The 12,260-nt window shown below is 56.5% G+C and carries 8 protein-coding genes; 4 read left to right on the top strand and 4 right to left on the bottom strand.

Annotation, left to right across the window (positions count from 1 at the left end; all coding sequences use genetic code 11):
• Positions 1-27 precede the first annotated feature (27 nt).
• Positions 28-132: an FHA domain-containing protein gene (locus GN112_RS21210; protein ID WP_155312046.1), complete on the bottom strand. Its 105-nt coding sequence runs from the start codon at positions 130-132 to the stop codon at positions 28-30.
• A gap of 291 nt (positions 133-423) precedes the next feature.
• Between GN112_RS21210 and GN112_RS21205 the strand changes: the two genes are divergently transcribed.
• Positions 424-921 (top strand): hypothetical protein, encoded by a 498-nt coding sequence (locus tag GN112_RS21205; protein ID WP_155312045.1) that lies wholly within the window; start codon positions 424-426, stop codon positions 919-921.
• Positions 922-1,007: 86 nt separating this feature from the next.
• Here GN112_RS21205 and GN112_RS21200 read toward each other — a convergent pair whose 3' ends face one another.
• From GN112_RS21200 to GN112_RS21190, 3 genes are all read right to left on the bottom strand, one after another.
• Positions 1,008-1,733, bottom strand: a complete 726-nt coding sequence (locus tag GN112_RS21200; protein WP_155312044.1) for a rhodanese-like domain-containing protein — start codon at positions 1,731-1,733, stop codon at positions 1,008-1,010.
• A gap of 21 nt (positions 1,734-1,754) precedes the next feature.
• Entirely contained in the window at positions 1,755-3,740 is a 1,986-nt protein-coding gene (locus GN112_RS21195; RefSeq protein WP_155312043.1) for a methyl-accepting chemotaxis protein, read from the bottom strand.
• A 502-nt stretch (positions 3,741-4,242) separates the two neighbouring features.
• A complete protein-coding gene (locus GN112_RS21190) occupies positions 4,243-4,860 on the bottom strand; it encodes a DUF3786 domain-containing protein (protein ID WP_155312042.1) in 618 nt (205 codons plus the stop codon).
• A gap of 268 nt (positions 4,861-5,128) precedes the next feature.
• Here GN112_RS21190 and uvrA point away from each other — a divergent pair, with 268 nt between their 5' ends.
• The 3 genes from uvrA (at position 5,129) to hrpB (ending at position 12,182) form a co-directional block, all read left to right on the top strand.
• Positions 5,129-7,972: an excinuclease ABC subunit UvrA gene (uvrA, locus tag GN112_RS21185; protein ID WP_155314326.1), complete on the top strand. Its 2,844-nt coding sequence runs from the start codon at positions 5,129-5,131 to the stop codon at positions 7,970-7,972.
• Between the two features lie 199 nt (positions 7,973-8,171).
• Positions 8,172-10,232: a methyl-accepting chemotaxis protein gene (locus GN112_RS34475; RefSeq protein WP_231717084.1), complete on the top strand. Its 2,061-nt coding sequence runs from the start codon at positions 8,172-8,174 to the stop codon at positions 10,230-10,232.
• Positions 10,233-10,343: 111 nt separating this feature from the next.
• Positions 10,344-12,182 (top strand): ATP-dependent helicase HrpB, encoded by a 1,839-nt coding sequence (gene hrpB, locus GN112_RS21175; protein ID WP_155312041.1) that lies wholly within the window; start codon positions 10,344-10,346, stop codon positions 12,180-12,182.
• The last annotated feature ends 78 nt before the right edge of the window (positions 12,183-12,260 follow it).

Below are 12,260 nucleotides of genomic sequence, written 5' to 3'. Positions count from 1 at the left end.
GAGTTTAAGAAAAGTATCATTGGTATTTTAGACGATCAGCAAAAACCGGTTGCGTTGCAACTCAATGCGCGCATGCATGCGGGAAACCAATAGGTGGTCGACCACCAGATGATTGGCGATTCCGCGCCCCATGGTCAGGCGCCAGCAAGGTGCACATCAGTTCATCGCCGATGGTCTTGACGACCGTTCCATCATGTTCAATAGATTGCCTCTTGAAAGTGAATAAACTGGCGGCGCCCTCGCATGGCAATGCCGCGTTGTCAATACGGCTCGCCATGGCTGTCGTGGTAACCGCATTTGGATGTATTCTTGTTGGCGGCTTGATCAGATACCCTGCCATGGTTGTGGATGTAAAAGGGGGGTGTGCAGAAATAAAGATTTATGATAAAAAAGCCCTAACTTGAAATATGAGGAGATGACTCTATGCTGTCCCGGTTTTCTAACGAAGTGTTGTCCCGCGGTGCCAATGCGGTTTTGCCCCAGAATTTGAGTCAAGGCTGGCTTAAATCACTGCAGAAGTTTTGCGATGATTTTCTCGACCACAATTTTGCCATCGATCAATGTAGTGAAAAGCTGGACATGGGGAATCCTATTTTAACCGCCTGCGTGCACGAGGTGATGGGAAGCGGACACCGCTCAGATGCTGAGATATCCGCTGATGAACTGGCGGAGAATGTGACGATTTATGCGCTATCCATCACCATGGAAACCATCCGCCGCGAATCGGACATGGAGATGACCCCGCCGACATTGGACAATCTGCTCTCCATCGACAGAATCGCCCAATTTGGCAAGGTCAACCCCGAATTCGGCCAATTCCTCAAACGGGCCTGTATCATCTCAGAGGATCAGGCGCCCGCGCAGGAGAGCTGGTTTCAACGGCTGAAGAAAAAAATTCATTCACGAATTTCGGAAAACTGAAATCAACCCATTACCCAGTTATCTTTCTGTTTCCTTGCAACATGTCTTGGATTTTTACGGCCAACCAACGAAGATGGAACCCGTAACTACGGTTCCAGGGCAAACCCTTTCCGGCTCCAGACCATCAATCCGCCCTGAAGGCGCTGCACATCATCATAGCCCTTGCTTTTCAGGAAACGACCGGCCACCAGCACCTGCTTGCCGGCGTGGTCAACCACCACAATCGGTTTATCCTTTGGGATATCGGCATACTCTGCCGAGAGAAGTCCCAGCGGGATCTTTTTGCTGGAAGGAATCCAGCCCATCGCATATAGGCTTGGCGACCGGATGTCAACGATCTGAACCCGGGCCAGCATGCCGTTCAACGCGTCGGCATTCACGGTCGGGATCTCTGTTTTCGCCAGTGCACCTTTCTGTTCCAAAGGAAATCCGGCTTTGACCCACGCAGGGACACCACCTTTGAAAGTGATCACATGAGGATAGCCCCGGTCAGCCAGAAGCATGGCGGCTTTTTTGTAAAATATGCATTTGGGGCCAAGGCAGTATGTGACAATGGGGGTCGATTTGTCCTCCGGCAACTGATCCGTGGTCGGCATTAAATGGAACGGGATGTTGACTGATCCTGGAATGTGTCCCTCGTTGAACTCGATATCGCTCAAGGGATTGACCACCATAACGCTACCACCACTGTCCATTTTTGTTTTGAGTTCCTGTGCGGTCAGATTTTGAAAATCAGCCGCCCTGACCGTCCCGAAAAACATGAAGCCGATCATCGTAAGCGTAATAATGGAAAACGACATCTGTCTTGACATGAACTTTCCTCCAAATAAAAGTTACTGGTAAAGTGCATCCAGCGCATTAAAAAATTGCTGGCGTGTTCTTTCAAAATCTTCCATCAAAGCCGTCATTTTCTGCCTCCGGCCGTTGTTGCTGACAGCAACCACGTCATGGGCGATTTGGTGAATGGATTCATGAATCTCACAGACATCTCCAAATGCCGCATCCATGCACATTGCCTGTCCCGCCGGACTGCTCAGCCAACGCCCGAATTCGCATTCCTGGTGGGAGGCCACCGATTCCGTGCTCAGTGTTTCATGCCCCGTCATGACCGCATGGAGTCGATAGCGCCATTTCAGGTGCGCTCCTTTTGCGGTACCCATGTCGAATTTGGCCGGTCTGAGTCTGAACTGGCCAACCAACTGATCTACCTGCCTGGCAATGGCCGACAAATCTTCGGCACTGAGTTTTGTCTGAAAACCGCGATGGGCCATCTCACTTGCAGCCTGATGGATACCAGTCACCTGGTCTGACATACGCTGCACACCTTGAGCGCTGCTGGCCATTGCGTTGTTGACCTCGCCGATGCCTTCGGAGGCATGGGCAACACTGCCGGCGATTTCCTTGGTGACGGCAGACTGTTCTTCGATAGAAGCAGCAATTGTGCCGACAATCGCGTTGACATCTTGAATAACCGTAGAGATGGCAGCCACCTCCTCCACCGATCCGCTGGCAGCCTCCTGAACATCCTGGATCTGCGCACTGATCTCTCGGGTCGCCGAGGCGGTTTCCATGGCTAGCCCTTTTATTTCATTGGCCACAACGGCAAACCCCTTGCCGGCCTCGCCGGCACGGGCTGCTTCGATGGTGGCGTTGAGGGCGAGGAGGTTGGTTTGGTCGGAAATTTCACTGATCGTGTCGGTAACTTTCCCGACCTTAAGGACCGCCTCGCCCAGTCGGCCGATGTGATCGGCAGCCATCTCGGACTGGGATACCGCGTCATCGGTAATGGCTTTGGCTTTCTCGGTATTTTGAGCGATTTCGCCGATCGTCGCACTCATCTCTTCGGCCGATGAGGCAATGATACTGATGTTGGTGGATGTCTCCTCCATGGCCGATGCCACGGCATTGATGTGCGAAGTAATCGAGTCGGCATCGTCCTTTACAGCACCAGCATTGTTTTCAACCACCTGCACATCATCTCGCATGGATCCGGAAAGTTCAGTCAGCATATTGGAAGAAAAGCGTAAGATTTCGGAGCTACCCGTGATCTGGCGGATAGTGAGATGCAATTTGTCTGAAAAAACATTGAACCAATGGGCCAGTTCACCGATTTCGTCTTTGCGCGCATCCGGCATCCGTTTGGTCAGGTCACCTTCTCCCTGGGCAATATCCTTCAACCCGGCCACGACCCGTCCCATGGGTCGAATCACCGCCGTCAGCAGGAAGAAAAGCAGCGCAATCATCAATATGATCAAGGCGCATGAAGCCCAGAAACTGACCCGCGCCCCTTTCTCCGAGGAAGCGACCATGTGATCCAGAGACGCGTCAAGGAATGCCACGGCGGTTTTTTGAAGGCCATCTAATACTGTTGACAGCTCGGCACTGGTCGACTCGAACTGTTCCGTAAACCGGGGAATGTCGCCGAATTCCTGGTCGATCACGGCCATGGCCAGCTTATTCCCCGAATCCGCTATCATGGCAATTCGTTCAGGAAGACGTTCCAGATACGTCTGAATCTCGGCAGGCATATTGACCGGGTGCAGCTGTGCCAACGTCTCCAGCATGGCTGCCCTGGTCATTTCCGCCTGTTGCAGCCCGTCTTCACTGGCGGTGTTGACGCTGCTGCGAATCCCGGCATTCAGGCGTTGGCCCTGGGAGGTGAGCTTTTCCACACTCAGGACCATCCGTAAGGTCTCGCTCTTCACAGATCTGGCCATGACGATATTGTTCTGCATGGTTATATGGCTGCTCATGCTGAGGGCAGCCACGCCCACAACCGCGATGGTTACTGTGACAATCATTTTTGTTTTGATTTTCATTGCCACCTCATAGCTAACTGGTAATTGTTAAAAGGCTCCCACAACGGCGAACGTCCGTTATCGGTGCAGTCATCCTCATCCACCGGTATCCCGCGTTTGATGCGCATAAGATAACCGTAAAGGAAGAACAACCAGGTTCAGTCAAACAGGATAGAAGCAGTTTCGTCAGTCAATGGGGAGCAATGCGCAATCATCTGAGGACCAAGTAAGCAGTGGAGATCAGCGGTATCACCTGCTCTATCGGTCGGTAAAAAATGAACTTTAATTCTTGAAGAAGATTTACTATACGACCTTTGCGCCATGAAGGGGTAATAATAATCCCCAATGTTGCAGCATTGGGGTGATCTCAACCTATTTAGTGCCCATCCACGAATGGCCAATTTGCCCGATATCGGCGTTGCGCGAAAAATTTAATCCTCGGAATATCAACCATATGCCTGCGGTTAAATTTTTCGGGCGCCTTGATCTCGACCAAATTCTCCTATTCGTGGATGGACACTATTTAAAGGGCAGCAATCAGCCGGCGGCAGAGCTGGTGACCCAGGATGGCCTGGCTCTCGGCATCCAGGTAGGTCGATGCCCGTTTTTCGAACAGGAGAGACGCCGAGGCCGGGAAGTCGTCATCAGCATCGTTGAAAATCAGCAGCAAAGGAACTTTGGGCAGCGGTGCAAAACGACGGCACAGATCACAGTTGATTGACATCTCCGGCGTGCTGGCGCCCAGATCTGCACATGCCCGTGCCAGATCTGCCACGCGGCCGGTGTAGGTCCGGACCAGCGTCCCCTCCACCGTATCGGACCAGAAAACGGTCAGGGGACCGGTGTCGGGAAAATCACGATAGGCCACCCACCGGGTCTGTGAGGGCTCGAAAGCGGGCGCCATGAGCAGATAGCGGCAAATCACCACGCAGTCGGGAAAATCGGGTCTGGCACCGGTTTCATCAATCAGACCGGCGGACGTCAGACGGACGGGACGGCCGAAATAGGATACCCCCACGCCATCGGGTGTCTCGACAAGGCCCAACACATCGGCCTTTCCGGCAAAGGGCCGGGCCTGCAATTGTTCCAGGTAGTGGTGGTAGGTGGTTTCGTACACCGAAACCGGAGCATTGCGGGTCATCGTCGCATCCCGTCGATAGTGGTCATGGCATCGATATGGCGGCCGTATGGACAAGCCGGGGATCGATACTTATTTTCGAAGCCTATGACAACCGGGCGCAGGTTGGCAACCGGTTTTTGGCTCACGTCACAGCACCGCTGGAGCTTGAATGGAAAGGGCTTGTGGTTAATTGCCAGGCCCCTTGTTGATACGGAAAAGAGAAATGAAAAACCGCCCCCATGCCGTTGCGCCGGTGGCCGCCACCCGCTCCGGTAAAAAAAAGAACAAGATGGAACTGGACACCATTGAAGTCAAAGGCGCCCGGGAACACAATCTCAAGCATATCGATGTCAGTCTGCCCAAGAAAAAACTGATCGTTTTCACCGGCGTCTCTGGATCGGGGAAATCGAGTCTGGCCTTTGACACGATCTTTGCCGAAGGCCAGCGTCGCTACGTGGAATCCCTGTCGGCCTATGCCCGCCAGTTTATCGGCCAAATGGAAAAACCGCGCTACGACACCATCCGGGGACTGTCACCGACCATCTCCATCGAACAGAAGTCGGCCAGTAAGAACCCCCGTTCGACAGTGGGCACAATTACCGAGATCTATGATTACCTGCGGGTGCTGTTCGCCCGCATCGGCCAGCAGACCTGCATCCATTGCCACAAGCCCGTGGGCCGGGGAGATGCCCAGAGCATGGTCGAGCGCATCCTGGAAATGCCCCAGGGCAGCCGCATCCTCATCCTGGCTCCGGTGATCGACAACCGCAAGGGCGAACACCGCGAGGTGATCGGCCGGCTGCAGCAGCAGGGGTATGCCCGGCTCAGGGTCGATGGGGTTGTCCAGGCGATCGAGTCGGTTCAAAGCCTGGCGCGTTACAAAAAGCACACCATCGAAGCGGTGGTCGATCGTTTAAAAGTGTCCGGAGACAATAATTTTCGCAAACGGCTGACCGACTCCGTGGAGATGGCGCTCAAACTCGGTGAGGGCCGTATTATCGTCCACCACATGGATGCCGGTGATATCCCCATGAGCGAAGCCCGTTCCTGCTGTGGGGTGGCCTATCCCGAACTGGACCCGCCTCTGTTTTCATTCAACTCTCCGCTGGGAATGTGCCCGGTCTGTAACGGTATCGGTTCGAACCTGGCCATGGACGAAGAGAAGGTGATTGCCGATGTCAATCTGACCATTCGGCAGGGTGCCGTGATCCCCTGGCAGGGTCATTTTGCCGGCCGGAAAAAACTGAACGGTTCCTGGATGGCCGAGCAGCTCAGGGCCATGGAGACCCAATGGGGTGTGGATTTCGACACGCCCTGGAAACGCCTGCCCGCCAAACAGCGCAATTTGATCCTTCACGGATCCGGGGGACGGGAGCTGAAAGTCACCTGGAATGCCGAAAAAATCCAGGGCTCCTTCACCACCACCTACGAGGGCCTGCTCAACGCCCTCATGCGGCGCTATCAACAGACCGAATCGGAAAACGCCAAGAAATACTACAGCCGATTCCTCTCCACGCGCCCGTGCGACACCTGTGGCGGCCGGCGCCTGAAGCCCGAAGTCCTGGCCGTGAAAATCGGTGGCCGGTCGATTATCGATATTACCGAGATGACCATTCGTGGCGCTTACGACTTCCTTAGCGGGCTGGAACTGACCGGGAACCATAAAATCATCGCCGAGGAACTGCTCAAGGAGATTACCGGGCGTCTGGGGTTTCTGATCAATGTGGGCCTGGATTACCTCTCCCTGAGCCGCAAGGGCCCGACCCTTTCCGGTGGTGAATCCCAGCGCATCCGCCTGGCATCCCAGGTGGGTTCGGAACTGACCGGTGTCCTCTACATCCTGGATGAACCGTCCATCGGCCTGCACCAGCGGGACAACATCAAACTGATCCACACCTTGTGCCATTTGCGTGATATCGGCAACACCCTGATCGTGGTCGAACATGACCAGGAAACCATGACCGCATCGGACTGGATCGTCGATTTCGGCCCTGGTGCCGGGCACCTCGGGGGAGAGATCGTGGCTCAGGGCACCCCGAAACAGATCATGCGCCGCAAGGGATCAGTCACCGGCGGATATCTCAGCGGCCGGGAAAAAATCGACGTACCGACCAGCCGACGTACCGTCAAGGGCACCGGTAACCGGCGGATCACCATTGTCGATGCCACCGAAAACAACCTGGACCATCTCAGCGTGGATATTCCCCTGGGACTGCTTGTGGCGGTTACCGGCGTTTCCGGTGCCGGCAAATCCACGCTGATCAACCAGATTCTCTATCCGTCCCTGGCCGGCAAGCTCCACGGCGCCTTTTTGGAAACCGGCCGGCACAAGACGATCAAGGGGCTCTCCCACCTGGACAAGGTGATCAACATCGACCAGAAGGCCATTGGGCGGACACCGCGCAGCAACCCGGCCACCTACACCAAGGTGTTTGACTTCATCCGCGATTTCTTTGCCCAACTGCCCGAATCCAATATGCGCGGGTATAAGAAGGGACGCTACTCCTTCAACGTCAAGGGAGGACGCTGCGAAGCCTGCAGCGGCGACGGCTTCATCAAGGTCGAGATGCATTTTCTGGCCGATGTCTACGTGCCTTGTGAAGCCTGCCATGGCCGGCGCTTCAATGACGCCACCCTGGAAATCCGGTACAAGGGCCACTCCATTGCCGACGTGCTGGATCTTTCGGTGATACAGGCCCGCGACCTGTTTGAAAATCATCCCCAGATCCGGCGTATCCTGGACACGCTGATGGACGTGGGGCTCTCCTACATCAAACTGGGCCAGGCCGCCACCACCCTTTCCGGTGGCGAAGCCCAGCGCATCAAGCTGGCCCGCGAGTTGGCCAAACGGGCCACGGGGCGCACCCTCTACATCCTGGACGAGCCCACCACCGGCCTGCATTTCCAGGATGTCAAAATGCTGCTGGCCGTACTCCAGCGCCTGGTGGATGGCGGCAATACCGTGGTGGTCATTGAGCATAACCTGGATGTGATCAAAACCGCCGACTGGATCATCGACCTGGGACCTGAAGGCGGTAACGGCGGCGGCCTGGTGGTGGCCGAAGGGACGCCGGAACAGGTGGCCCGGATAAAGGAAAGCCACACCGGGTGTTTCCTGAAACAAATCCTTTAAAACCGCCCGCCGATCCCGGGCGCAGAATCAACTCGGATTCATGAAGCCAATGCCGCCAGGCGCCCGTCTCTATTTGCGTCCTCCTCCTTAAGTATTTTTGTCAGCAGCCGACATAGCCCAATAGATGACCGGCCGCGGCTGTCATCCGGCAGTTCGGGGATCGGCCCATAAAAAAACAGTCGCCTGGAAGGAACCGATTATGCAAAGGATTTCGGCTCGGATACTATTCCCAGCAGCCATCGCCACAACAATCTTCTCGATCATTCTTTTTTTCGTCGCCGGCACCACCATCAATGGACTGGTGGCCCGCAACCTGGATCGGATTGCGCGGTCAAAAGTAGCTGACATCACGATCAGTAAAGATCGCATCGCCGGCAAAATGCTTTCCCTCGCCTCCCTTTTCAGTCAGTCGGAAGCGGTTATCCATGCCTATGAAACCGCGTACCAGGGCAATCTGAACGATTCCGACGATGAACAAATGGAGTTGGCCCGCCAGCAGCTTCGGGATCATCTCAATAGTTTTGCAAAGGGATACAAAGCGATCCATGACGGCAACCCGCCACGCATCCATTTCCACGTCCCACCGGCGAGAAGTCTGTTGCGGGTCTGGAAGAACGGTCAGAACAAGAGCGATGACCTGAGCAGCTTCCGCAACACGGTGGCAACCATCAGCCGTGGCGGCCACACGCCCATCACCGGAATTGAAATCGGACGCGGCGGATTTGCCATTCGCGGAATCGCACCGATCGTTGATGGTGCCGGAAAATACCTGGGATCCGTGGAGAGCCTGTCCTCATACGATCCGCTGGTGAAATACAGTGTCAGCGCCAACACGGAGTATATCGCCGTGTATATGAACAAGGACTATCTGCCCATTGCCACCCGGCTTCAGGATCCTTCCAAAAACCCCATTGTCGGAAACCGGTTTGTTTTCGTTTCCTCAACCCATTCACAGCTGACTGATTCTATTGTTTCAGCAGATCTATTGGAGCGCGGCCGATCCGAAATGCAATCCACAAGGGTTGGCGATTACTTCACCACCGTATTTCCGATCAAAGACTTCAGCGGAAAGCAGATCGGTGTCATGGCCTATGTCTACAACGCCGGCGAATTCTACCGGACGGTGGGAAAAATCCAATGGGGCATCGTCGCGTTGTGCGTGGCCCTGCTGGCCGCCATCATTACGCCGCTGGTTTTCAGCGTCCGGTCGGTGGCCGCGCCAATTGCCCGAACCATCGCCATGTTGAAGGACATCGCTACGGGAGAAGGGGATCTGACCAAGCGAATGGAGGTTTTGCGAAAAGACGAAATCGGCGAACTGGCCGGATGGTTCAATACGTTTCTGGACAAACTGAACGCCGTTATCGTCAAGCTTGCCGACAACGCCTGCACCGTCGAGCGTTCAGCCAGCGACTTTGATCACATTGCCGGGCAGTTGTCGCAAAGCGCCGGTGAAACTTCCGGCCGTGCTAACAATGTTTCCGCCGCTGCTGAAGAGATGAGCGCCAACCTGAACTCGGTTGCCGCCACCATGGAAGAATCCGCGACCAATATTTCAATGGTGGCGACATCATCGGAAGAGATGACCGCAACGATCAATGAAATCGCCCAGAATGCCGAGAAGGCCAGGTCCATCGCAGAACAGGCGGTCCGCAAAGCCGGCGGTGCTTCCGACCAGATGAACACTCTGGGGCAGGCGGCTGTGGATATCGGCAAGGTTGTCGAGACGATCACGGAAATATCCGAGCAGGTCAACCTCCTGGCACTGAACGCCACCATCGAGGCCGCCCGCGCCGGCGAGGCCGGCAAGGGGTTTGCCGTGGTGGCCAACGAAATCAAGGAACTGGCCAAGCAGACATCGACCGCCAGCCTCGAGATCAGGCAGAAAATCGAGCACATCCAAAACAGCACTGATGGAACGGTGAAAGGGATAGACGAGATCTCGGAAGTCATCAACGATGTTAACTCAATTGTGGAAACCATCGCGACGGCGGTAGAAGAGCAATCGTCGGTGACCCGTGAAATCGCCAGTAATATTTCTCAGGCGGCAAAGGGTGTCCAGGAAGTGAATGAAAACGTCAACCAGAGCTCCCTGGTGTCCACGGAAATTTCAAAGGACATCACCGTCGTCAACCAGAGCGCCGGTGAAATCGCCACCAGCAGTGATCAGGTGAAACTGAGCGCCGAAGACCTGAAACGCATGGTGGCGGAACTCAACGCCATCGTGGGCAGTTTTAAAATCAGTCGGGAATGCACATGAGGCAGACCGAAATTGTGAGATCCGGTTACTGATGTCGATAAAGCCCTCTTTTTCGTAGCCGCAAATGACGATGGCACATGTCGGGTGGTGATCCGTCCTCGGTTTTGTGGTATGGCCTGTACCATCATGATTCCCTCCGGCCCTGCATCCCATAGCGATCCGTTGCCGATCACGGCGGTCTTGCCCCGCCTCAGGACGGTCCTCGCGCAACACGGTTCCGCGGTGCTGGTGGCCCCTCCCGGCGCGGGCAAAACCACGGCCGTGCCACTGGCCTTGCTGGAAGAAAAATGGCTCGCCGGGCGGCGCATCCTGCTGCTGGCCCCCCGGCGGCTGGCCGCCCGCACTGCTGCCCGGCGCATGGCTGCCATGCTGGACCAGCGGGTCGGCCGGACCGTCGGCTACCGGGTACGCCTGGATAGTCGGGTGGGGCCGGATACGCGGGTTGAAGTGATCACCGAAGGCGTGCTTACCCGCATGCTGCAGGCGGATCCTTCGCTGGCCGGTGTGGGGCTGGTCATTTTCGACGAGTTTCATGAGCGCAGTCTGGATGCCGACCTGGGGCTGGCGCTTTGCCGTGACATTCAGGGGGTGCTCAACGAAAACCTCCACCTGCTGGTGATGTCCGCCACCTTGGACCCCGTGGCTGTGACCGGCCTGCTGGACCAGGCGCCGTTGATCCGTTGCGACGGGCGGGCCTTTGCGGTGGAGACCCGTTATGCGGGGCGGCCGGCAAACCAGCCGCTGGAACGGGCGGTGGTCAATGTGATCCGGTGTTCGGTGGCTGCCGGCGAGGGCAGCCTGCTGGTATTTCTTCCCGGTGCACCGGAAATCAGGCGGGTCGACCGGCTGCTCAACGAAGGAGGACTTCCGGCCGGATGGTCCACCGCACCGCTTTACGGCTACCTCCCCCGGGACCGGCAGGATGCGGCCATCGCGCCACCGCCACCGGGTCGTTACAAAATTGTTCTGGCTACCGCCATTGCCGAAACCAGCTTGACCATCGACGGCATCGCGGTGGTGGTGGACAGCGGGCTGCAGCGCGCCGCACGATTCGATCCGGGACGCGGAATGGCCCGGCTGGTGACGCTGCCGGTTTCCCGTGCCTCGGCCGACCAGCGCCGGGGACGGGCCGGCCGGGTGGGACCGGGCATCTGTTATCGTCTATGGACCGAGGCGACGCATCAGACCCTGCCCCCATACAATCGACCGGAAATTTTGGATGCCGATCTGGCTGGCCTGGCCCTGGAACTGGCCACCTGGGGCGTAAAGAGACCCGATACCCTGGGATGGCTGGATTCCCCGCCAGCAGCCGCCTTTCAGGCGGCCGGCCGCCTGCTGATGGATCTGGGGGCCCTGAACACGGACGGAACCATCAGCCGCCATGGCCGCCAGATGGCCGAATTGCCCCTGCACCCCCGCCTGGCGCATATGCTGCTCATGGCCAAAAAGGCGTCCATGGGCAGCCTGGCCTGTCGGATTGCCGCCATCCTGAGCGAGCGCGATCCGTTCCATTTTGGCGGCCGGAAACGTGACGCCGATTTGAGACTGCGCCTGGCGGTGCTTCATCCCTCCCGCAAAGGCAACGCGTCACCGATTAACGAATGCATCCTGGATAGAGCGGCGACGCGGCGCATCCTGACCGTTGCCGCCATGCTCCAAAAACGGCTGGGCCTCACCAAAACAAGCCCGCTCACAGGCGATCCCGGCCGCGTGTTGGGCTGGGCCTACCCCGATCGAATCGCCCAGCGCCGGCTAGGCGCGCCGGGCCGTTTCCTGCTGGCCAACGGCCGCGGTGCGTATCTGGACCCCGCCGATCCCTTGAGCGCCAGTGACTACCTGGTGGTTGCCCATCTGGATGGCGAGCGGCGCGAATCATGCATTTTCCTGGCTGTGGCAACGGACCGTCACACGCTAACCCATCTTTGTCACTTTTTTCCGGAAAATTGCTGAAAAACCGCGTTTTTCGCTACATATGAAATTATTTTATTAATAATTACAATATGTTGAAATTTTTCCGGCCAAAGTAGT

Origin of the sequence: Desulfosarcina ovata subsp. ovata, from assembly GCF_009689005.1 — a bacterium.
GTDB classification, from domain to species: Bacteria; Desulfobacterota; Desulfobacteria; order Desulfobacterales; family Desulfosarcinaceae; genus Desulfosarcina; species Desulfosarcina ovata.
This window is presented reverse-complemented; position numbering and strand designations above follow the sequence as displayed.

Excerpts from the sequence above, each read along its gene's own strand:
- GN112_RS21190 (WP_155312042.1), bottom strand. The coding sequence starts at position 4,860 with ATGACCCGCAATGCTCCGGTTTCGGTGTACGAAACCACCTACCACCAC.
- hrpB (WP_155312041.1), top strand. The coding sequence starts at position 10,344 with ATGGCCTGTACCATCATGATTCCCTCCGGCCCTGCATCCCATAGCGAT.
- GN112_RS21200 (WP_155312044.1), bottom strand. The coding sequence starts at position 1,733 with ATGTCAAGACAGATGTCGTTTTCCATTATTACGCTTACGATGATCGGC.
- GN112_RS34475 (WP_231717084.1), top strand. The coding sequence starts at position 8,172 with ATGCAAAGGATTTCGGCTCGGATACTATTCCCAGCAGCCATCGCCACA.
- uvrA (WP_155314326.1), top strand. The coding sequence starts at position 5,129 with ATGGAACTGGACACCATTGAAGTCAAAGGCGCCCGGGAACACAATCTC.
- GN112_RS21205 (WP_155312045.1), top strand. The coding sequence starts at position 424 with ATGCTGTCCCGGTTTTCTAACGAAGTGTTGTCCCGCGGTGCCAATGCG.
- GN112_RS21195 (WP_155312043.1), bottom strand. The coding sequence starts at position 3,740 with ATGAAAATCAAAACAAAAATGATTGTCACAGTAACCATCGCGGTTGTG.
- GN112_RS21210 (WP_155312046.1), bottom strand. The coding sequence starts at position 132 with ATGGGGCGCGGAATCGCCAATCATCTGGTGGTCGACCACCTATTGGTT.